Genomic DNA, 21,526 nt, shown 5'->3' on the forward strand with positions numbered 1-21,526 from the left:
CCGGTAGGTCGCGGACGAAATTCCGCGCATTTGCTGCGCCCATATCGAGCCACCCGGAGCGAGGCGAATCGGCGGGTTGGGCCGAGGCCGGTCGAGCCGACTCCAAGTACGCCACCGGAAGCAGTCGAAATCCACACGCTTCGCAGCACAATTCGACTGGCCGAGAATTGACTGCCTGACGTGCCCCGAAGCCTGCCCTCATTCGTTTCCCGGAACGAATGACGCACCGTTCGCCACCCCCATGCGCCGCGGCCGACCGGCTGGACGACCTGCCCTTCCACTCACCCTGCGGGCCTCACCGGCGAGGCCCGCACGCGTCGGCGCGCGCAGACTCACCCCATGAGACGACCGCCCATCAGCCAGAGGACACCGAGGAACCGTCATGCGCCCCGCAGAACCCTTGACAACGTCCCACCACCTCGTCGCCGGCCAGCAGGCGGCCCTGGTCCACCACCACGTCTGGGACGCCGCTCTGACACGAGTGCCGCTGTTATCCGAGCGTGAACTCGACGTCTTCCGGAAGCTGGCGGAGGGGGCGTCGAACCGGGCCATCGCGACCCAGCTGGTCATCACCGAGCGCACCACCAAGGCCCATGTCGCCCAAATACTCGCCAAACTCGACGTGGAGTCCCGTCTCCAGGCCGGCATCGTTGGGTTCGCCTGGGAGATCCTCACCCACAGCACCGCGATCCCCTGCGCCACCGACCCGACCAGATGCCACACCCTGGGACTGAGAACTGCGAGTCCGGGTTACGGCTGAGTACACATCACGGACGGAACCGGTGCCATCTCAGTAGCTGAGTTGCAGCAGGCGGCCGACGACGCCCATCTCCCGCTGCGGCAGCTCGATGACCGCGTGGAACGCGACCGGCAACGCCGGACGCGGCTCGAAGCCACCGAGGAGCGCCGACTGGAAGCCGAATCCTGGTTTGCGTTGGTGACGCTCGCGCACCGCGACGCCTCTGCCGCGCAGCGCCGCACCGAGGTCGACGAGCTGGTCCACGGTGCGGTGGAGAGCGCCGTGGCCGCGCTGGAGGAGCTGGGCGGGCTCGGCACGGGGCACACACGCGCGGTGGAAATGGCGCGGCTGGGTGCCCTGTTGGACGGGATGGTGGTGCAACTGCTGGCCCGGCAGGCGCGGTTGAGTCCGCAGCAGGCGCGGGACATTTTGGTCCAGCATCTGGCGGAAATCTGCATCTGGGGGAGCGGTGCACAAGTTGGTGCCAGTTTGCCGGTCAGGCCAAAGCAGCCGTGCTGTTCGCGATGCTTTGCGAGACCGCGCAGAACACCCGCAGCGCGGTCAGTCCCGCCTTGTTGTACAGGGAGTTCAATCATGACTGTCACCACGCCCTACGGCTTTTCCAGCACAGCCACAGAAGTGGCGCAGGGCGTCGATCTCACTGGCCGCCGTGCGATCGTCACCGGAGCCTCGTCCGGCCTCGGTGCGGAAACGGCTCGCGTGCTGGCCGGAACGGGAGCCGCCGTCAGCCTGGCCGTGCGCGACGTGACGGCGGGAGAGCATGTAGCCAAGGGCATTGCCGAGGGGACCGGAAACCAGGAGTTGCACGTCGCCCACCTTGACCTGGCCGACCTTGGGTCCATCGCCGCCTTCACTGCGACCTGGCAGGGCCCGCTGCACATCCTGGTGAACAACGCGGGCGTCATGGCCTGCCCCGAGCAGTACACCGAGCAGGGCTGGGAGTGTCAGTTCGCCACCAACCACCTCGGCCACTTCGCTCTCGCCACTGGCCTGCACGATGCGCTCGCCGCTGACGGCGCCGCCCGCATCGTCGCCGTCAGCTCCACCGCCCACCAGCTGTCTCCGATCGTTTGGGACGACGTCCACTTCGCCTTCCGCCGCTACGACCCGTGGCTTGCCTACGGCCAGTCCAAGACCGCCAACGTCCTCTTCGCCGTGGAGGCGACCCGCCGCTGGGCCGAGGACAACATCACTGCCAACGCCGTGATGCCCGGCGCCATCCACACCAACCTTCAGCGCCACACCGAGGGCGGTCGCGGCAGCGGCAGGGTCTCACCCGAGTTCCTCAAGACGGTCGAGCAGGGCGCCGCCACTTCGGTCCTCGTCGCCACCTCGCCCCTGCTGGAGGGTATCGGCGGGCGCTACTTCGGCGACTGCAACGAGGCCGAGGTTCTGGACCACCGGGGCGCCCCATTGCAGGGCGTGGCCCGCTACGCGGTCGACCCGGACAATGCCCGGCGCCTGTGGACGCTCTCGAAGAAGCTGATCGCAGACGCCAACTGAACCGCCCTGCGCCCCGTTCGCCGCTGCGTCTGTCCACGGTTGGCAGGGCCAGTGGAAAGACGTCGGGCAAGTGCGGGAAGCGGATGGCATCCCTTTGTTGGCGAACGCATCCGCCAGTGTCCGGGGACAGGGCGGCCATGAACTACGTCGTCTCCGCCCGCCCGGAGAAGACCTCCCGGCTCCCGTGACAACGACGGCAGACCGAGAGCGGCAACGCCGCGGGGGCCGTCACCCCGGACACACCGCAGTTGCGGTACGCGTATGCGCAAATACAGTTAGTAGTGACATTTCGGGTGGTCCGGTGCGGTTGTTTCGCACTGGGCCACCCATTGTGTGTGACTCGAGGAGCACCTGGATGCAGCCCCAACCGGAAGACTTGCGCGCGGAGGCGACCTACCGCGACGACGGTGACATCAAGCTTGAGGGCATCTCCCTCAACTGGCGGATCGGCCAGAACGGCCCCGACCAGGGCAACACGCAACCGCCCGACTGGAACAACGGGCAGCCGCCCTACCCACACCACTACGAGGTGTGGCTGAACGGACGGCCGGCGCAGACGGTGGACGTGTACTGGGCGGTGTACTGGCCGCACTGGCAGGCGGCGAACCGGCACTGGGTGTGCCTGGGCGAGACCCCGGCCGACGAGTACCGGGTGAAGATCCGGGCCCGGCACGCCGACGGTCCGTGGGGGCCGTTCACGGACGAGCTCACCGTCGACACGGCCTCCTCCAAGCCCTACAACGCGTTCATCCCCGCGAGCACCGAGGAACGCGGAGCGGGCGGGGAGAGCGGCCGGGAGCGGCACGGGAGCCTGGAGGTGCCGGTCAGCCGCGCGATCCGGACGATCCGCGACCTGGACGATGCGCCGATCTGCCGGGAAGCGCGCAGTCGGAACACCTCCACCACCTGGCAGGAAGTCGTGCCGGTCGGCACGGCCGACGATCCGCCGTGGAACGACGGCCGCGGGTACCTGGAGTACCGGAAGTTCTTCCGCGACGCGGATGTGGCGTCGGCCGCCAACCCCGCCTTCCAGGGCCTTGACCTGGCCGGCGCGGACGGTCACGGCGACTGGCCGGTCACCACACTGGAGGCCGTCGACGGCCGGCACACCTTCACCTACCGCTACACGCAGAACCACATGGGTCCGAAGTGGACCCACCAGTGGTTCATCACCAAGGAAGGCTGGGACCCGGCTCAGCGCATCTCCTGGGACGCGCTGGAGCCGACTCCCTTCATGGTCGAGCACCACGGCGGCGGCACGCACGCTGACGAGCAACTGCGGTACACCACCGAGGCGCTGGCCAATCGGCGGGGACGGCACGCCATTGTCAACATCTGGGGCGGCGGCGACGCCGGCCCCGGGTCCAAGGGCGAGTTCTTCGTCAGTGTCTCCGACGTCGAACTCCGCTAGCCACCTGGCCCGGCGTGGTGCGGCGCCGCGGCCTCCTCGGCCGGGGGCTTTCGGAAGGTGATCCGACGCCGACCGCCTTGGCGTGGGCGCATGCCGACCTGGAGTCGACTTCCGGTCGGCGTGCGCTCGCCCGGACGGTCGGCGTCCGCCCATCGCGACTCAGGACGGCCACGTTGCGCCGACCGTATACGGAACTCGTACGGCCCGCCCAAGAGCTGGCTCCATGCCGCTCGGGGCTGTCCCGCGGCCACATGGGGCCGCCGGGCTTCGTCACCGCACGCCCGTACAAACGGGCCGGGTGCCGCACCCTCCCGTCCGACCCGAGAGGTGAGCCATGAGCACACGCATATCCACCACCCCGTCCCCCTCCGCGCAGTCGCTCTACCAGGCGATGTCCGGCCTCGGCGGCCCGCTGAGTTCCGGCGAGGGCGCCGCGCCGGACTTCGCCGCCGCACCGCGTGCCGCAGCCGGCGAGCAGCCGTCCGTGCTGATCCTGGGCGCGGGGGTCGGCGGCCTGACCGCCGCCTATGAACTGGGCAGACTCGGCTACCGTTGCACGGTCCTGGAACCCCAGCCCCGCACCGGCGGCCGCAACCGCACCGCCCGCAAGGGCGACAAGCTGTACGAACTCGACGGCGAGGGCAACGCCCCGGTACTCACCCACACCTGCGCCTTCGACCAGGACCTGTACCTCAATCTCGGCCCCGGTCGCATCCCATACCACCACCGCCGGGTCCTGAACTACTGCGCCGACCTCGGGGTGGCACTGGAGCCGTACATCATGGAGACCACGGCGAACGTCATGCACCGCGCGGGACACACCCCGCCCGGCCGTCCGTGGCGCAACCGCCGTGTCGCCAACGACACCCGCGGCCACCTCGCCGCGCTCCTTTCGGCCACCCTGACCGGCCGCGACGAGTTCACCGTGCTGCTGCGGGACCTGCTGCGCAGGTTCGGCGACCTGGACGAGGAGGGCGAGTACCACGGCTCCACCCGCTCCGGTTACACCGAGCCCCTCGACGTCCATGACTTCCCCACGCCCGCGTCCCCGCTGAGCCTGGCCGACCTGGTCGCCTCGGAGTTCTGGAAGCACCGCTTCTACCAGCCGGTGGACTACCTCTGGCAGGCCACGATGTTCCAGCCGGTCGGCGGCATGGACAAGATCGTCCACGCCCTCACCGAACGGATCACCTCCGAGTACGAGGTGACCGTCGAACTCCAGGCAGAGGCCACCTCGATCGACCTGGCGGGTGACGGCGTCCGCGTCACCTACCGTTCCGGCGGCCAGGACGTGACGACGAGGGCCGACTACTGCGTGAGCAACATCCCGCTGCCCGTCCTCCAGCAGCTCACCCTGACCGGCTTCTCCCCGGAGTTCAGGAACGCCGTGCGGGCGGTCGGCTTCGCGCCGACCTGCAAGGTCGGCTGGCAGGCCAACCGGCGGTTCTGGGAGGACGACCACAACCAGATCTACGGCGGCATCAGCTGGACCGACCACCCCATCACCCAGTTCTGGTACCCGTCCAACGACTACTTCTCCGAGACCGGCACCCTCACCGGGGCGTACAACTTCGGCGAGAACGCCGAGGACATGGGCAAGCGCGCGCCGGCCGACCGCCTGACCCTGGCCCGGGACGGAGCGGCGCAACTGCACAAGGAGTTCCTGGAGAAGACCACCGTGCCCCAGGACCTGGGCGTCACCATCGCCTGGCACAAAGTGCCCCACCAGCTCGGCGGCTGGGCCGACTGGGACCCGTCCGACCCCGCCCACCAGGTCGCCTACAAGCAGCTCCTCCAGCCCGAGGGCGACGGCCGCTTCTACGTCGTCGGCGACCAGGCGTCCCCGCTGCCCGGCTGGCAGGAGGGAGCCATGATGTCGGCGCAGTACGTCGTCGCCCAGATCCTCGGCATCCTCCCCCGCACTGCCCCCGACACCGTCCAGGTCCCCGATGCCGCCTTCCTCACCCAGGGACTCTGACCGCGGCCCCTCCGCGGTCCCACGCGGATGGCAGCCGATCACCGTGCGGCTCCGCCGCGCCTCGTGACGGCCGTCGGCTGCCCTGTTGCCCGTCGGGGCGGGAATGTGCGGTGGGTGTGGGTGGTTGTAAGGGGTGTGGTTGTGAAGGGGACAGTGTCCCCGGGCCTCACCTATTGCCCATGAGGACGATCGTTCGGCTGAAGCCTCATGGAGCCTTTCGCCGCGTAGGCGACCGCCCTTCACGACCACACCGCACCACCAGCCCCGGCCGGCGCCCTCGTCGACCGGGGCTGTCGTGTGCAGGTCGCCGTCGGCGAGCAGGAGCGCGGTGAGGCCGCCCATCGAGTGTCCGACGATGTGGAACCGGTCGATCTGCCGCGCCTTGAGCACCTGCTCGGCGACGGAGACGAGGAACGGGATGGAGACCGGACACTTCAACGCAGGTCGCACCGACGGTGAGGGGGAGCGTGAAGCGTTCGAGCTTCCGGCAAGGCTCATCGGACTGCCTCCATGTGGTGCACGGCCGGCTCGTACGAGCACACACGGATGCGCCCGGGCGCGTTGAACGCCTCGCCGGGTACGACCGCGAGGTGAACGATGCCGAGGAGCTTCCCCACCCAGTCCTATGGCGGCCGGGCAAGCCGGTGTGACAGGTGTGCGGGCTTCTGTCCTGTCGCCTACCCCACTTGGGCGATAGACGCGCCTTCACCGTCGCCCAGTTCTGCGCGGCGGTCTTCAGGACGCGGGCTTGCGCAGCAGCCACTGCCCGAACGTCCGACGTGGAGGCCGTACCGTCACTTTGCCGTGGGCCTTCTGGCCGACCAGCTCCACGCGCAGCGTCGTCGGTGTGTCCGAGGGCGCCCGCATGCGGCGATGTGTGAGTTTGCAGTGGACCAGGGTCAGCCCGTCGACATCGACCTCGACGCCCGGTCGCGTGATCAGCGTCAGGCTCTTCCCCGCCATGGCCACGTCGATCCTGAGGGTGTCCTGCGTGATCACGGCCTCGGTGAAGTCGAGCGTCACGTCGCACCAGGTGACCGCGAGCTCCAGCCTCCGCGGCAGTACCCAGCGGCCCGTCCGCTCGACCGCCCCGCTGAACACCTGCTCGATCCGGACGACGTCCTTGACCTCTGCCGCCGTACCGTCCGCGGCGGTCGTCAGGACCGGCAGGTCGGCGGTGAGCACGGCCAGTTCGCTCAGAGTCCGCGCGGACAGGGCGGTTTCCAGGCGCTCGTCCAACTCGTCCGCGCTCAGCAGACCGTCCCCCGCCGCGATGCGCAGCACATCCACCACCCGGTCCCGGTCCGCGTGAGAGGCCCGCAGCTCGGGCGACGAGCCGAGGTCGGAGCGCTTCCCGGTGGGCGAAATCTCTCCTGACATGCATCCGTCCTGGTCCTGTCGAAGGTCCCCGTGCGACGCCGGCGGCGCGAGGAGAAGACTAGCGCTATATCGCGACACGGTTCCCGGTTGGACCATTGCTCGGAGGAGGGGTGGGTGAGTCCGAAGGTCGCCCTTTTGTGGTGTCGCGTGGCGTCGAGTGGTGCCATCTGGTGCCACGTGGCGCCATTCCGGAGCCCCCAGGATGCGCGCGTGGGCCTGATGCCGCCGTGGGTCACGTTGGTGCCACAGCGTGAGGTGCCACTTGGGCTTGCATTTGGCGCCACGATGATGCCATCATGGCGCCATGGACCTCACTCCGTATGTCGACACTCTCCGCCGTGAACTTGCGGTGGCCGCCGACGCCGGCGGCGAAGAAGCCCGCGAGCTGGCCGAACGGCTCACCGCACCTCTGGAGTCGGCGACCCGTCTCACCATGCTCAATGTGCTCTCCGTCGCCATGGACGAGATCACCCGCGAACTCGCCCCCGGCTCTGTCGACGTACGGCTGCGCGGGCTGGACCCCGATTTCGTGGTGACGCTGCCGCCCGCGTATCGCAGCGCCCCCGCGGAACCGGCCGAGCCCGTTGAACTGCTCAAGCCCCCGTCTCCCGCCGATGGTGACGAGGGTGGCACCGCCCGCGTCAACCTGCGTCTGCCGGCGCACCTCAAGGCGCGGGCCGAGGAGGCCGCGAGCCGCGAGGGTCTGTCGGTCAACGCGTGGCTGGTGCGGGCCGTGTCGGCTGCGGTCGACGGCGGCGCACGACCGCGTACCGCGGAGAAGTCCCAGAACATCGGACAGAGCTTCACGGGGTGGGTGCGCTAGCCGCGCCCGCGTCCCCCGGAGCGTCCCCCAGAGAAAAAGAAGCAGCGCACTCACACCACGTCCCACCAGCGGGGACGTCCCAAGGACTCAAGAGGACGGGACAACCATGCCTTCTTTCGACACCCCCGAACCGATCTCGGTCACCGCCTACGTGTACGCCGGTTCCATTCAGTTCACCGCGGGCGACCGCCCCGACACCGTCGTCGAGGTGCGTCCCCGCGCCCCGAAGAAGGACCTGGACGTGCGTGCGGCCGAGCAGACCGAAGTCGCCTACGCGAGTGGCGTCCTGACCGTCACCACGCCCAAGGCCAACCTGCTCGGGCGCGGCGGCGCCGTCGACGTGACGGTGGAACTGCCCACGGGCTCGCGCATCGACATGACGGGCGCCGGGGCCAGTGTGATCGGCGAGGGCCGACTCGGGGACGTCCGGGCGAAGACCTCGGCCGGCGACGTCCGCCTCGACATCACCGGCCCGCTGAAGCTGACCGCGTCGCACGGCTCGATCACCGTGGACCGGGTCGAGGGGCCGGCCGAGATCACCACCAGCACCGGCAACGTGCGCGTTGGCCACGTCGACGGCCCCGCCGTCCTGAAGAACTCGCACGGCACCACGACCGTCGGCACCGTGACCGGTGAGCTGCGGGTGAACGGCGCCAATGGCGCCATGGACATCACGTGCGCCGAGGCGTCGGTCACCGGCACCATGACCAACGGCTCCCTTCGCATCGCCGAAGTCGTCCGTGGCGAAGTGCAGTTGGAGACCTCCAACGGCTCCATCGAGGTCGGCATCCGCGAGGGCACCGCCGCCTGGCTCGACGTCAGTTCCAACCGCGGCCAGGTGCGCAACTCGCTCACCGAGTCCGAGGCCCCGGAGGAGACCGAGGATTCCGTCAAGGTCCGCGCGCGGACCAACTGGGGCAACATCGACGTCCGTCGCGCCAAAGCCTGATCGGCACATCCCCAAACCGCTCCGTCCCCCACCCGCATCAGCCTTCGAATGGAGGGCCTCATGCCTTCATCTGTCATGCCCACGCCCAGGCGAGCCGACGGTCGTTCGTCTTCGGTCGCCATTTCCGCCGTCGGACTGCGCAAGTCGTACGGCGACAAGACCGTCCTCGACAGCATCGATCTGCGCATCCCGGCCGGGTCCGTGTTCGCGTTGCTCGGCCCGAACGGTGCCGGCAAGACCACCACCGTGCAGATCCTGTCCACGCTCGTCTCCGCCGACGGCGGGCAGGCCCAGGTCGCGGGTCACGACCTCGCCGCCGATCCGCAGGCCGTGCGCGCCGCGATCGGTGTCACCGGGCAGTTCTCCGCCGTGGACGGGCTGATCACCGGTGAGGAGAACATGCTCCTGATGGCGGACCTGCACCACCTCTCCCGGCGCGAGGGGCGGCGGGAGAGCGCCGAGCTGCTGGAGCGCTTCGAGCTGACCGGGGCGGCGGGGAAGCCCGCCGCCACCTACTCCGGCGGCATGAAGCGCCGCCTCGACATCGCGATGACCCTGGTCGGCAGCCCGCGGATCGTCTTCCTCGACGAGCCGACCACCGGCCTCGACCCGCGCGCCCGCCACACCATGTGGCAGATCGTCCGCGACCTCGTCACCGGCGCCGGCGTCACCGTCTTCCTCACCACCCAGTACCTGGAGGAGGCCGACGAACTCGCCGACCGCATCGCGGTGCTGAACGACGGCCGGATCGCGGCCGAGGGCACCGCGGAGGAACTGAAGCGCCTCATCCCCGGCGGCCACATCCGGCTCCGCTTCACCGACCCGGCCGCATACACGAACGCCGCCTCCGCCCTGCACGAGGCCACCCGGGACGACAAGGCCCTCGCGCTGCGCATCGCCGGCGACGGCAGCCAGCGCGAACTGCGCTCCCTGCTCGACCGGCTGGACTCGGCCGGCATCGAGGCCGACGAGCTGACCGTGCACACCCCCGACCTCGACGACGTCTTCTTCGCCCTCACCGGCAACACCGGCATCCCCGACCAGCCCAAGGAGAACACCCGATGAGCACACCCCAGGCCCCCGCCCACCCGGCGACCCGGTTCTCCCTCGCCGCACGCGACTGCTCCACCATGCTGCGCCGCAACCTGCTGCACGCCCGGCGCTATCCGTCCCTCACCCTGAACCTGCTGCTCACACCGATCATGCTGTTGCTGCTGTTCGTCTACGTCTTCGGCGACACCATGAGCGCGGGCATCGGCGGCGGCGGACCGGACCGCTCCGCGTACATCGCCTACCTCGTCCCGGGCCTGCTGCTGATGACCATAGGCTCCACCACGATCGGCACCGCGGTCTCCGTCTCCAACGACATGACCGAGGGCATCATCGCCCGCTTCCGCACCATGGCGATCCACCGCGGCTCGGTGCTCATCGGGCACGTCATCGGCAGCGTCCTCCAGTCGGTCATCAGCGTGGTCTTCGTGGGTGCCGTCGGTGTGGCGATCGGCTTCCGCTCCACCGACGCCACTGCTCTGGAGTGGTTCGCGGCGTTCGGACTGCTCGTCCTGTTCGCCACGGCCCTCACCTGGATCGCCGTCGGCATGGGCCTGGTCAGCCCCAACGCCGAGGCCGCCAGCAACAACGCCGTGCCGCTGATCTTCCTGCCGCTCATCTCCAGCACCTTCGTGCCGGTCGACGCGATGCCGGGCTGGTTCCGGCCGATCGCCGAGTACCAGCCCTTCACACCAGCCATCGAAACCCTGCGCGGACTCCTGCTAGGCGCCGGCATCGGCCACAACGGCTGGCTCGCCGTGGTCTGGTGCCTGGCTCTCGCGCTGCTCGGCTACTTCTGGGCTACCGCGAAATTCAACAGCACCGCCGGGCGCTGAGCCCGTTCTTCGGCCCAGGCCGAACTCGTACACACTCCAGGCGGAGGGCCGACGCAGGCGGGCCCTCCGCTCGCAGGAGTCCGACTCCCACCGTCATTCGGCGCCGAGTTCCTCCAGCACCTCGGCGGCAGTGCTGTTCCCCCGGCCCGCCAGGCGCCGCAGTTCGCCGAGGTCGTCCTGTTCGACGGCGAGTTCGATGAGCTGGTCGGCCGCGGTGGAGTTTCCGGTTTCCGCGAGACGCCGTAGCTCGCTTATATCGCCGAGTTCGGCGGCCAGTTCGATCAACTCGTCGACGGCATCCGCGTCACCGTGATCCGCGCGCTCGCGCAGAGCGGCCAGATCGGACTCGTGGAACAACTCTTCGGGTTCGGTCGTCATGAAACCACTCCGTGGGCTTCGGGCCCAAGGCGATGTCCCGGGCCGGGTTGTGTCCTTCAGTGCTGTGTGTCGGGTTGTGGCAGCTTTCCGGAGGCACGCAGTGCCTCACGGCGCGTATGCCACTCGTCCCGTAGCGCGGGCAGGCGCTCGGCGAGGAACTCCGCCAGCGCGACCATTTCTTCGAGCGGGGCCCGGCGCGTCGGCGCTGCCTGGGCGAGCAGGTTCAGCCCCTCCCGGAACAGTGCCGCGTGCTCCAGGTGGAGAGTTGCGTCGAAGTTCTGCGGCTGCCGGCCGGTCGGGTTCAGGCTCACCCGGTCCATTCGTTCGCCGGCCGAACGGGCGCGTCGAGCCAGGTCGTAGTTCTCCAGTAGCTTCACAGCGCCCGTGATCGCGCTTCGGCTCGCCAGGAGCGCGTCGCTCAGTTCGTCGATCGACTGCTGGGCCGGATCGCAGACGAGCAGATAGCCGAGCAGGCGTCCGGCCATCGGCGGGAAACCGTAATGGCGAGCGTAGAAGCGTCCGACGTGGTCGGCGAAGATCAGCTGGGAGTCCTGCGGCACCTTCGTAATCTAGCACTGATCGTCGAGATGACACTTATTTTTGTCATCTCAGCCAAGTGGAAAACCGGCTCAGGGGCGGGCGAAGGTGTCCCTGGCTGACTCGCGTGCACGGGACGAACTGTCGGGGGACAGGCATGGCATGGCTGCGGCGCGGCCGGGCGTGCGGCCTGGTGAGCATGAGGCAAGCGCACCTTCGACATTCCTGGTCACTGAGCGGTGTGTACCGTGAAGTTGCAGGCCACGGGTCTGGCGCGGGTGGATCCGGGATGCTCGTGCTGGTCGTGGGCGGACGACTTCGGTGAAGATCGTCGGTCATCGGGAGACTTCGCGGTTCCTGAGAACCAGCAGGCCCTGACCATCGCCGCCAGTGTGACGTCCACGTCATCGGCTGCCACCGTTCCCGCTCCCTCCGGCCGCACCGCTCCACCGCCCTGTCCTGCGAACTTGCCGGAATGGCAACGTTGATCGCGTGGGGCGGATGCCGCGCCGCATGATCGACGGGTAACCGCGCTGGCCCGCGAACCGAGGAGAAGCCCATGCAGCCCGAGCGCACCGCCGAGCCCCGCCACCGCACCGTCGAGGCCCCGGCCGGGCGCCTGCACCTGGTCGAGGAGGGCACCGGCCCGCTGGTCCTGCTTGTCCACGGCTTCCCCGAGTCCTGGTACTCCTGGCGCCGCCAGCTCCCGGCCCTCGCCGCGGCCGGCTACCGGGCGGTGGCGATCGACGTGCGCGGCTACGGCCGTTCCTCCAAGCCGGAGGCCGCTGACGCCTACCGGATGCTCGACCTGGTGGAGGACAACGTCGCCGTCGTGCGCGCCCTCGGCGAGGAGAACGCGGTGGTCGTCGGCCACGACTGGGGCTCCAACATCGCCGCCGCCTCCGCCCTGCTCCACCCCGGGGTCTTCCGCGCCGTCGGCTTGCTGAGCGTTCCCTACGCGCCGCCCGGCGGCCCCCGCCCCACCGACGTCTTCGACCGGATCGGCGGCCCCGAGCAGGAGTTCTACGTCTCGTACTTCCAGGAGCCGGGCCGCGCCGAGGCGGAGATCGAGCCGGACGTCCGGGGCTGGCTCGCCGGCTTCTACGCCGCGCTGTCAGCCGACACCATGCCCGCCCGGGATGAGCCCGACCCGCACTTCGTCGCGCTCGGCGGCCATCTGCGCGACCGCTTCCCCGCAGGCCGGCTCCCGGCCTGGCTGAGTGAGGACGACCTCGACGTCTACGCCGGGGAGTTCGAGCGCACGGGGATCACCGGCGCACTCAACCGCTACCGCAACATGGACCGGGACTGGGAAGACCTCGCCCCGTACCGCGGAGCCCCGATCAAGCAGCCGTCCCTGTTCATGGGCGGCGCCCTGGACGCCTCCACCACCTGGATGTCCGACGCCATCGACGCCTACCCCACCACTCTCCCCGGCCTGTCGGCCTCCCACCTCCTGGACGGCTGCGGCCACTGGATCCAGCAGGAGCGCCCCGACGAGGTCAACCGCCTGCTGACCGACTGGCTCGCCACCCTCCAGAGCTGAACCGGGCGGGCTGCCTGCAAACCGGGACGCCACCACTTGATCTGCCTCACGCGCACGACGTCCCGACGACCGCGGACGTTCTCCCCTCCACTCCATCACCGGCGCCACGCACCAGGGGGCACGGTGGGCAGCCGTCGCTGCCGTACGTGTTTACTCACTGGACTGTGCTACTCGCCGACCGCACCGTCGATTGCTTCGCGCAGTAGGTCGGCGTGGCCGTTGTGCCGCGCGTATTCCTCGATCATGTGGGTGAGAACGTACCGGAGTGAGATGTCCACGCCACCGCAGTTGACGGTGTCGTCGAGGGAAGCGAAGGAAGAAGCCACTGCGCGGGCACGGTCGCACTCCTCGCGCCAGACTTCGAACGCCTCGTCCACGTCGGCGTCCTCGACATGGAACTCGGCGAACGTGCCGTCGACCTGGCCGGGCCAGAGCGACTTGACGTCCTCGGCGTTCAGGGCGAAGCGGAACCAGCTTCGCTCGACGGAGGCCGCATGGCGTACCAGGCCCAGAAGTGTGAGACCTGAGGTCGGGATCACCCGCTGTTTCAGCTGTTCGCCGGTCAGCCCCCGGCACTTCATGGCCAGGGTGGCCCGCTGGTAGTCGAGGAACGAGGTGAGCGACGCGCGGTCGTCGGCCACCTTCGAGGGGGATGTGCGCTGGTCATCGTCCACCGGAACGATGATGGCAAGGACACCCTCCCGCAGGCCACACCTTCGCGCAAACCGTCGGCCACCAACTCCCAGCGCCCCCACGGCCTTTGAGACACGGTTTTCGACCAAGGCGGCCGGATCGTCGAACTCGGTGCGCTCCCGGCCGGTTGGGCGTCACAGGGCATGGTGGAATTCGGCCCTTACGTGCCCTTCTCAGCCAGAGCCTCCACGCCTGCACGCAAGAAGGTCATCGCTGCGGCGATGTCCTCGCGTGTCGGTGTGGGGCCCAGGGAAGAGCACAGGGCGGCGGCGGCCGCGGCCGTCATCCGGGCGCCCCTTTCGTCGGGAGATGCGTCCGTGTCCTCGATCAGGCGGCGCGCCCCGCGCTCGACGATCTCGGCCATGCGCGCCTTGTGGGGTGCCAGCAGTTGCGGGTTGAGGGCGAGCATGCGCTCGGTGACCGCGCTCAGCTCCTGGGGGTGGTCCAGTTCGCCGTACAGCCAGTGCTCGACGGCGTCGATGACGTTCCACTCCGGTTCGCGCTCGCTGATGGCGGTGTGGAGCCGGGCTTCGAGCGCGTCGAGGTGCGCCAGGGCGAGGTCGAGCTTGGCGGGGAAGTACAGGGTGACCGTGCGCCGGGAGACCTCGGCCTTCTCGGCGATGTCGGTGATCGTGGCGGCCTCGTAGCCGCGTTCGGCGAAGAGCTCGTGGGCGGCACGCAGGATCGCTTCCCGCTTCTTGTCCTTGTTCAGCTGCCTCAACCCGTCCGCTGCCATGACCCGACCTTACCATCCGGATAATTTTGCACTCAGTGTAAGAACGTCTAGAGTCCAGGACGTGCGGGGCTCCCAGGGAGATCGAGGTGCCGCGGCCTGGTGGCCGCCGATGCTCTGCCCCGAACGACATGAACAGTGACTTTTCCGGAGGAGTGGACATGAATCTGCCGTTGGTCGGCAAGATCGCCGTCGTCACGGGCGCGAGCCGTGGGGTGGGCAAGGGGATCGCACTTGAGCTGGGTGCCGCCGGCGCGACGGTCTATGTGACCGGTCGCAGCGTCGCGGCGGGGCAGCTGCCCGGCACCGTGGACGAGACCGCCGAGGAGGTGACGGCGTTGGGCGGCAAGGGGATAGCCGTCGTCTGCGACCACCACAGCGACCTGGAGGTGGCGGCTGTGTTCGAGCGCGTGCGCCACGAGTACGGACGGTTGGACCTGCTGGTCAACAACGTCTTCTCGGCGCCGGACCTCGGAGCGTGGCTCGGCAGGCCGTTCTGGGAGTTGCCCATCGCCGCGTGGGATCAGGTGCTGGACATCGGCACGCGGTCTCACTACGTCGCGAGCGTCTACGCGGCACCGCTGCTGTTCACCGCGCAGAGGGGGCTGATCGTCAACATCTCGTCAGAAGGCGCACGCCAGTATGCCCACAACACCGCGTACGGCGTGGGCAAGGCCGCGCTGGACAAGATGACGGCCGACATGGCGGTGGAATTGCGTCCGCGGGAGGTCTCCGTCGTCTCGGTGTGGCCGGGTCTCGTTCGGACCGAGTTGGTCGACGCCGCCTCGCGGGCGACTGGTGACGGGGGCTCGGAGATCGAGCTTCCCGGCGAGGGCACGTTCGACGTCGGCGCAGCGGAGTCGCCGCGTTTCGTCGGGCGGGGTGTGGTGGCGCTGGCGGCCGACCCGGCAGTACGGGACCGATCGGGATCCGCGGTGTCCACGAGGGATCTCGCACATCACTACGGCTTCGCAGATGTAACCGGCACGGTGCCGGGCGCCGGCGACTGAAGCAGCCTCATCACGATCATCCATGTGTGGGCGCGCGACGGCACGAATGTGCCGGGCCGTGTCTGCGCCGTAATCGCTGACCTGCCCGTGCCCCGCTGGTTAATTGGGCGTCGGGGCACAGGCAGGTCGACGGTGTTGCACGTCGGGATCAGGTGACGGTCCAGTCGCGCAGCTGGCGGGCGATCCGGGCGACGCCGAGCGCTCCGGAGGCGGCGTCCCGCACGAGCGCGACGGCGGCCTTGGGCGGGTAGTCGAGTGCGCGTCCGTTGAGGATCAGATAAGCCTCGGTCGCATGCCAGGCGAAGGCATCGTTGGAGTGCTCCAGACACGGCAGTTTCGCCAGGGTCTGCAGCAGCGCGCCGGCCTTGAGATGCAGAGATCCATAGATGTCGCGTTCCATCGCCCGCGCATTGACCCGGGCGACAGCGGCGTACAGCGGTCCGAGGTCGTCGACCTGCGGGTCACCGTCGAGCAGTTCGGCGGCGTGCAGCAGGAACGTGACGTCGAGGGGGAGGGGCTCCGGCTGGGTCACGCGGCGTGGCCTTGCCCCTGGTGCCGCTCAAGATCTCGACGGGCTTCCTGCTCGGCCGCCCGCTGCTCTGCACCGGGGTCCAGACTGCTGGGCTCGGCCGCGAAAGCCGCGCCGCTGCGGGCCATGGACGCCTGGAAACCCTCCAGGAACTTCCGCTCCACGGCGGTCGCACGGTCGTAGGCGGCAGAGAGGATGTACTCCTGCATGCTGACCCCCGCCTGCCTGGCCGCTGCCGCGATGGCAGCCCGCTGAGCAGGATCGGGGAAGCGCAGGTTCATCGCTTTGGGATCCGACATGGTATCCATGGTACCAGTGGTACCCCGTGCACGTCTCAGGGGTGACGCGAACGCTCCCGGCTCCAGGCTCGATCGTTACGGTGATCAACTCGACCATCGCGGACATAGGGAGAGAATTCACCGCCAACGGGGGCGGTTCTGGCTGCTCCCACGCGCCAGTCGGGTACGTACCGGGGCACGACAGCCTGCGTGTCAGGCGGGCTCCCACAGGGCGGGCACTTGCGTACGCCGGGGGTGGCGGAGTTTCGGCATGGCGGTGCCCCGGCGAAGGGGGTAGCGTGATCGATAGAGCAGTCGTGGTTCCGAAGTCGTTCGCCCGCGGTCATCTTGCCCGCGGGCATTTTGCTGTGCAGCGCTCTTTGGACCAGGGCGATCACCTCAGGCCCGTACCTGTGCGGGCTCGAACCCTCGTCGAAGGAGACAGACATGGCCAAGGGCACTGTGAAGTGGTTCAACGCGGAGAAGGGCTTCGGCTTCATCGCGCAGGAGGGCGGCGGCCCGGACGTCTTCGCCCACTACTCGAACATCGCCGCCCAGGGCTTCCGCGAGCTGCAGGAGGGTCAGAACGTGGAGTTCGACGTCACCCAGGGCCAGAAGGGTCCCCAGGCGGAGAACATCCGCGTCATCTGATCCTGACGCCCGAATCGGCCCGGCACCCCAGAGGGTGCCGGGCCTCCGCGTTCGACCGCGCCCTTCCATGACCCCAAGCGCGGCACCCCGGCGGACGGCACGGGGGTGGAAGGAACACCGGGCCCAGCTACGGACGTCGTCCGGCAAGGGGGAGCGGGTAGTTCCGGCACAGCGTGCGTACCGGCCGGGGTTCGTCGTCCAGCGCGGTCCGCAGCGCGGGGAGTCGTGGCCGTTACCCCCCCCGAGCCGCCACAGCGGACCCACGGCCGCCCCGCTCCCGGAGCTACGATCCGGTCATGGCCCTCACCGTGAACGCCGTGGACCGGTTCGAGGGCTCCAGGCCCCGCCTCCAGGCCATCGCCTACCGCCTCCTCGGCTCCGCGACCGAGGCGGAGGACGCCGTGCAGGACACGTTCCTGCGCTGGCAGGCCGCCGACACGGACCGCATCGAGGTCCCCGAGGCGTGGCTCACCAAGGTCCTCACCCGTCTCTGCCTCAACCAGCTCTCCTCGGCCCGCGCGCGGCGCGAGACGTACGTGGGGGCGTGGCTGCCGGAGCCGCTGCTCGCCGGCGACCCGATGCTCGGCCCCGCGGACACCGCCGAGCAGCGCGAATCCGTCTCGTACGCCGTCCTCACCCTCCTGGAACGACTGTCCCCGAACGAGCGGGCCGTGTACGTGCTCCGGGAGGCGTTCGGCTACCCGCACCAGGAGATCGCCGGGATCCTCGACATCACCGAGGCGGCCAGCCAGCAGATCTTCCACCGCGCCAAGAAGCACGTCACCGACGGCCGGTCCCGCACCGAGGTCGACGAGGCGGCCGCGCGGCGGATCGTCGAGGAGTTCCTCGCGGCCGCCGCCAGCGGTCGGACCGACGCGCTGGTGCGGATGCTCACCGCGGACGCGGTCGCCATCGGCGACGGCGGCGGGAAGGTCCCCGCGCGAGCCAAGGCGTTCGAGGGCGCCCGGGCGGTCGCCGCGTTCATGCGCGGGCTCTTCCGGCCCAGCAAGGCCAAGCGGACGCTCGTCGGCGGCTCGCCCGGCGTCTGGGCAGCCACCGTCAACGGTGCTCCCGCCCTCGTCGCGGTCCTCGACGGACAGGTCATCGGCGTCATGTGTCCGGAGGTCGGCGCCGACGGCATCGTCGCGTTCCGCAACCAGGTCAACCCGGACAAGCTCGCACGGGCGACCCGCCTATGGGCCACGACCGACCACGGTGAACCGCTGGTGCTCCACGCCTTCTGACCGGTTCCGAGCAAGGTGTGACCTGCTTCACATCGCGTTCCTGTCAGGAATCCGCGGGCTGCCCGGTTCAAGAGGCGAATCCGCGGGAGACAGGAGCACGGACATGCAGCACCGCATCATCGTCCTCGGAGCCGGATACACCGGAGCCATCGCCGCCGGGCGCCTCGCCAAGCGGCTGCACCGGGACGACGTCGCGATCACCCTCGTCAACGCCGAGCCCGACTTCGTCGAGCGGGTCCGGATGCACCAGGTGGCCGTCGGACAGGACCTCGCGCCCCGGCCCTTCAGCGCGATGTTCGCGGACACCGGCGTCGACCTGCGACTCGCCCGGGTCACCGGCGTCGACGTCCACCGCAGGACCGTCACGGTCGTCGGCGCCCCCGACACCGGGTCGGCAGGCCCAGCCGAGGAACTGGAGTACGACACGCTCGTGTACGCCCTCGGCAGTGGCTGGAACCCCCAGGGCGTCCCCGGCACCACCGAACACGCCCACGACATCGCGGGGCGCCCCGGCGCCCTCCGGCTCCGCGCGCGCCTGGCCGGCCTGAGCGCCGGGGAGCGCGTGGTCGTGGTGGGCGGCGGACTCACCGGCCTGGAGGCCGCGACCGAGATCGCCGAGGCCCGCCCCGAACTCGACGTCGCCCTCGCCATCCGCGGCACGCTCGGCGACTGGCTCTCGCCGAAGGGCCGCGGACACCTGCGCGGCACCGTCGACCGGCTCGGCATCACCGTGCACGAGAACGCCGACGTCACCGGCGTGGAGGCCGACCGCGTCACAGTCGCCGGCGGCGCGGACCTGCCGGCCGCGGTCACCGTGTGGACCACCGGCTTCGCGGTCCACCCGATCGCCCGGGCCACGGCGCTCCAGGTCACCGACACGGGCCGGATCGTGGTCGACCGGACCATGCGCTCCGTCTCGCACCCCGAGGTGTACGCCGTCGGCGACGCCGCCCTCGCGATCGGCCCGGCCGGCAAGCCACTGCGCATGTCGTGCGCCACCGGCACCCCGATGGCCTGGCAGGCGGCGGACGCGATCGCGGCCCGGCTGACCGGCGGGAAGATCCCGACCACACCGCTCCGCTACTTCAACCAGTGCATCTCGCTCGGTCGCCGCGACGGCCTGATCCAGTACGTCACCGCCGACGACCGCGCGGTGCGGGCGGCCCTGACGGGCCGATTCGCCGCCGTCTACAAGGAACTGGTCTGCAAGGGCGCCGCCTGGGGCGTCGCCAACCCGCTCCTCGGCATGCCGGCCCGACGCCGCCGCGTCGTCAGCCGGTCGACGGCCGCGGCAGCCACGGCGGAGGCGACCGCCTGAGCCCGGCCGCGGGACGAGTGCCACCGCACGTCACGCGGCGAACGGCACGCGCCCGCGAGCTCCGGGCTCTGGCGGCCGCTCTGTCTCAGGCGGGCTCCGCCTGAGACACGTGGACGAGCCGGCTTCCCGAGCTGATCTCCAGGACCAGAGACCGCTCGGGCCTCGTCGGGGGTTTTGGCCGCGCACCGAGCGGACCGGTCTCAGAATCGAAGAAGGGGCCGAGACGCGAGAGGGCCGGTGAGTGATGGCGGAGGAACCGAGGGCCGCGATGGCCCTGTTTCTGGAGCGCTCGCACACCGCCTCCCCGCAACAGGTCGCGCAACTGGTCGACGAGGCGGCCCGTCGACTCGGGTTCGCGTCGGCGGCCGTCTATCTGGTGGACGTGCAGGAAGACCAGCTGGTGCCCCTGCCCGGCACCGTGGGCCAGGGCGATGCCGCCCTGGCCATCGAGGGGACGGTGGCCGGATGGGCGTACCGGACCATGTCGCTGCGGCTGTCCCGTCGGCAGCCACTGACGGTGTGGCTGCCTCTGGTCGACGGCATCGCACGGATCGGCGTGCTGCGCGTCACCGCCGACCAGCTCACTCCCGCCCTGCTGGACGGTGCCACGGAGCTGGCCGCGGTGACCGCGCTGACCATCGTCTCCAAGAGCGGGTTCAGCGACCTGTTCAGCCGCACCGTCCGCCGGCGCCCGATGACCACCGCGGCGGAGATGGTGTGGGCGTTCCTGCCGCCGCGCACTCTGGGCACCGACAAGGTCACCTCCAGCGCCGCGTTGGAGCCCGCCTACGAGGTCGGCGGAGACGCCTTCGACCATGGCCTGGACGACGGACGTCTGCACCTGACCGTGGTCGACGCGATGGGCCACGACCTGGCCGCGGGACTGGCCTCCGCCGTCGCCCTGGCCGGCTGCCGCTCCACCCGGCGCGCAGGCGGCACCCTGACCGACATCATCGACCGGATCGACGAAGACCTGCACCGATGGCAGCCCGGCGGCCTGCTCACCGGCGTCTTCGCGCATCTGGACCTCGACACCGGGCAACTGGCCTGGATCAACGCCGGTCATCCGCCGCCGCTCCTGATCCGCGCCCACCACGTCATCCCGGGGGCGCTGGAGGCCCAGGGCGAGCTGCCGCTCGGCCTCGGCCCGGGCTACCCGGCCTCCCGGACCGTGCGCCAGGCCCAGCTGGAACCCGGCGACCGCGTCCTGATCCACACTGACGGCGTCACCGAGGCCCGCTCCGCCGATGGCCGGCCTTTCGGTGAGGACCAGCTCGTCGACTTCGTCTCCCGCGCGCTCGCAGCCGGCGAACCCGCCCCCGAAGCCCTGCGCCGCCTCGTCCACGCCATCCTCGACCACCACCACGGCCAGCTACAGGACGATGCCACCATCGTCCTGGCCGAATGGCACCCGGACACCGACGACACCGGTACGGAGTCGTGAAGCGACTTCCGGCGTGTCACTCGCGACCGATACCCGCGAGGTTCGGCCCGTCGAGCAGCACATCCGCAGCTTTCTGGTAGTGCTGTAGCTGACCCCGCCGGCTGCGGTGATCGGCGTCGGAGTCGCCCTGCCCCTACGCCGAGGAACTTCTGCGCTGCGTCCGTGCGACCCGTGCTCGACCGCACCGCGCGCGTGGCAGTTGGCCAATGGGCCCCGCCGAGGCGGGGCGTGGTGCTTTTCGGCCAGGTTTTCGCGTGTGGGGACGCGGGGGCGGGGGACCTGGTGAGGAGGCTGGATTCAGCGGCGTACCCATGGGGCTGGCCTGGCTCAGGCTTCTCTGGTTCAGCCAACGAGCCAGGGAGGCCACCCGGAACGTCATGGGACGGTGCTCTGCTCGCAGACGCGACGGGCGATCTCGCGGAGGCGGGCCATGATGATGCCCATGCCCATGCCCTCGCCGATGGTGTGGCGGGTG

21 protein-coding genes and 1 pseudogene are annotated in these 21,526 nt (G+C 69.9%); 15 read left to right on the forward strand and 7 right to left on the reverse strand.

Annotated features, from left to right (window positions below; translation table 11 throughout):
• The first annotated feature begins 382 nt into the window (after positions 1-382).
• The 5 genes and pseudogenes from AB0F77_RS20105 (at position 383) to AB0F77_RS20125 (ending at position 5,652) form a co-directional block, all read left to right on the forward strand.
• The gene (locus AB0F77_RS20105) at positions 383-760 is read left to right on the forward strand and encodes a helix-turn-helix transcriptional regulator (protein WP_361950029.1); all 378 of its coding nucleotides are present in this window, start codon (positions 383-385) and stop codon (positions 758-760) included.
• A gap of 177 nt (positions 761-937) precedes the next feature.
• Positions 938-1,135 (forward strand): annotated as a pseudogene (locus tag AB0F77_RS20110) (hypothetical protein); the annotation flags it as partial.
• Between the two features lie 195 nt (positions 1,136-1,330).
• A complete protein-coding gene (locus tag AB0F77_RS20115) occupies positions 1,331-2,263 on the forward strand; it encodes an SDR family NAD(P)-dependent oxidoreductase (protein WP_361950305.1) in 933 nt (310 codons plus the stop codon).
• Between the two features lie 355 nt (positions 2,264-2,618).
• The gene (locus tag AB0F77_RS20120) at positions 2,619-3,674 is read left to right on the forward strand and encodes a lytic polysaccharide monooxygenase auxiliary activity family 9 protein (protein WP_361950032.1); all 1,056 of its coding nucleotides are present in this window, start codon (positions 2,619-2,621) and stop codon (positions 3,672-3,674) included.
• A gap of 334 nt (positions 3,675-4,008) precedes the next feature.
• Positions 4,009-5,652, forward strand: a complete 1,644-nt coding sequence (locus tag AB0F77_RS20125; RefSeq protein WP_361950035.1) for an FAD-dependent oxidoreductase — start codon at positions 4,009-4,011, stop codon at positions 5,650-5,652.
• A 735-nt stretch (positions 5,653-6,387) separates the two neighbouring features.
• Here AB0F77_RS20125 and AB0F77_RS20130 read toward each other — a convergent pair.
• Positions 6,388-7,032, reverse strand: coding sequence for a DUF1707 domain-containing protein (locus AB0F77_RS20130; RefSeq protein WP_361950038.1), 645 nt, complete (start codon positions 7,030-7,032; stop codon positions 6,388-6,390).
• 304 nt (positions 7,033-7,336) lie between these two features.
• On the opposite strand from AB0F77_RS20130, the gene AB0F77_RS20135 reads away from it, so the two are divergent.
• The 4 genes from AB0F77_RS20135 (at position 7,337) to AB0F77_RS20150 (ending at position 10,690) form a co-directional block, all read left to right on the forward strand.
• The gene (locus tag AB0F77_RS20135; RefSeq protein ID WP_361950041.1) at positions 7,337-7,855 is read left to right on the forward strand and encodes a hypothetical protein; all 519 of its coding nucleotides are present in this window, start codon (positions 7,337-7,339) and stop codon (positions 7,853-7,855) included.
• 106 nt (positions 7,856-7,961) lie between these two features.
• Positions 7,962-8,804 (forward strand): DUF4097 family beta strand repeat-containing protein, encoded by an 843-nt coding sequence (locus AB0F77_RS20140; RefSeq protein WP_361950044.1) that lies wholly within the window; start codon positions 7,962-7,964, stop codon positions 8,802-8,804.
• Positions 8,805-8,864: 60 nt separating this feature from the next.
• Complete coding sequence (locus AB0F77_RS20145; RefSeq protein ID WP_361950047.1) at positions 8,865-9,869, forward strand: ATP-binding cassette domain-containing protein; 1,005 nt, start codon at positions 8,865-8,867, stop codon at positions 9,867-9,869.
• Positions 9,866-10,690, forward strand: a complete 825-nt coding sequence (locus AB0F77_RS20150; RefSeq protein ID WP_361950050.1) for an ABC transporter permease — start codon at positions 9,866-9,868, stop codon at positions 10,688-10,690. Before AB0F77_RS20145 ends, AB0F77_RS20150 begins: the two co-directional genes overlap by 4 nt.
• Positions 10,691-10,783: 93 nt before the next feature.
• Here the strand turns inward: AB0F77_RS20150 and AB0F77_RS20155 are convergent, their stop codons facing one another.
• Both AB0F77_RS20155 and AB0F77_RS20160 read right to left on the reverse strand, forming a co-directional pair.
• Positions 10,784-11,068 (reverse strand): hypothetical protein, encoded by a 285-nt coding sequence (locus AB0F77_RS20155; protein WP_361950053.1) that lies wholly within the window; start codon positions 11,066-11,068, stop codon positions 10,784-10,786.
• A gap of 56 nt (positions 11,069-11,124) precedes the next feature.
• Positions 11,125-11,628, reverse strand: a complete 504-nt coding sequence (locus AB0F77_RS20160) for a hypothetical protein (protein WP_361950056.1) — start codon at positions 11,626-11,628, stop codon at positions 11,125-11,127.
• A 536-nt stretch (positions 11,629-12,164) separates the two neighbouring features.
• On the opposite strand from AB0F77_RS20160, the gene AB0F77_RS20165 reads away from it, so the two are divergent.
• A complete protein-coding gene (locus AB0F77_RS20165) occupies positions 12,165-13,151 on the forward strand; it encodes an alpha/beta hydrolase (RefSeq protein WP_361950059.1) in 987 nt (328 codons plus the stop codon).
• 167 nt (positions 13,152-13,318) lie between these two features.
• Here AB0F77_RS20165 and AB0F77_RS20170 read toward each other — a convergent pair whose 3' ends face one another.
• Together AB0F77_RS20170 and AB0F77_RS20175 are read right to left on the reverse strand one after the other, a co-directional pair.
• Positions 13,319-13,825, reverse strand: coding sequence for a DinB family protein (locus AB0F77_RS20170; protein WP_361950063.1), 507 nt, complete (start codon positions 13,823-13,825; stop codon positions 13,319-13,321).
• Positions 13,826-14,004: 179 nt separating this feature from the next.
• Positions 14,005-14,580: a helix-turn-helix domain-containing protein gene (locus AB0F77_RS20175; protein WP_361950066.1), complete on the reverse strand. Its 576-nt coding sequence runs from the start codon at positions 14,578-14,580 to the stop codon at positions 14,005-14,007.
• A gap of 158 nt (positions 14,581-14,738) precedes the next feature.
• Between AB0F77_RS20175 and AB0F77_RS20180 the strand changes: the two genes are divergently transcribed.
• Positions 14,739-15,587, forward strand: coding sequence for an SDR family NAD(P)-dependent oxidoreductase (locus tag AB0F77_RS20180; RefSeq protein WP_361950069.1), 849 nt, complete (start codon positions 14,739-14,741; stop codon positions 15,585-15,587).
• Positions 15,588-15,735: 148 nt separating this feature from the next.
• Here the strand turns inward: AB0F77_RS20180 and AB0F77_RS20185 are convergent, their stop codons facing one another.
• Complete coding sequence (locus AB0F77_RS20185; protein ID WP_361950072.1) at positions 15,736-16,119, reverse strand: fic family toxin-antitoxin system, toxin component; 384 nt, start codon at positions 16,117-16,119, stop codon at positions 15,736-15,738.
• Positions 16,116-16,424: a hypothetical protein gene (locus AB0F77_RS20190; protein ID WP_361950075.1), complete on the reverse strand. Its 309-nt coding sequence runs from the start codon at positions 16,422-16,424 to the stop codon at positions 16,116-16,118. The genes AB0F77_RS20185 and AB0F77_RS20190 overlap by 4 nt, the downstream gene beginning before the upstream one ends.
• Before the next feature lie 417 nt (positions 16,425-16,841).
• On the opposite strand from AB0F77_RS20190, the gene AB0F77_RS20195 reads away from it, so the two are divergent.
• From AB0F77_RS20195 to AB0F77_RS20210, 4 genes are all read left to right on the forward strand, one after another.
• Positions 16,842-17,045, forward strand: a complete 204-nt coding sequence (locus tag AB0F77_RS20195) for a cold-shock protein (protein WP_361950077.1) — start codon at positions 16,842-16,844, stop codon at positions 17,043-17,045.
• Positions 17,046-17,341: 296 nt separating this feature from the next.
• The gene (locus AB0F77_RS20200) at positions 17,342-18,289 is read left to right on the forward strand and encodes an RNA polymerase sigma-70 factor (RefSeq protein WP_361950079.1); all 948 of its coding nucleotides are present in this window, start codon (positions 17,342-17,344) and stop codon (positions 18,287-18,289) included.
• A 103-nt stretch (positions 18,290-18,392) separates the two neighbouring features.
• Positions 18,393-19,607: an FAD-dependent oxidoreductase gene (locus AB0F77_RS20205; RefSeq protein WP_361950081.1), complete on the forward strand. Its 1,215-nt coding sequence runs from the start codon at positions 18,393-18,395 to the stop codon at positions 19,605-19,607.
• A gap of 268 nt (positions 19,608-19,875) precedes the next feature.
• On the forward strand, positions 19,876-21,051 hold the full coding sequence (locus AB0F77_RS20210) for a PP2C family protein-serine/threonine phosphatase (RefSeq protein WP_361950083.1): 1,176 nt from the start codon (positions 19,876-19,878) through the stop codon (positions 21,049-21,051).
• Positions 21,052-21,526 lie beyond the last annotated feature (475 nt).

This window comes from Streptomyces sp. NPDC026672 (genome assembly GCF_040638185.1).
Lineage (GTDB): Bacteria > Actinomycetota > Actinomycetes > Streptomycetales > Streptomycetaceae > Streptomyces.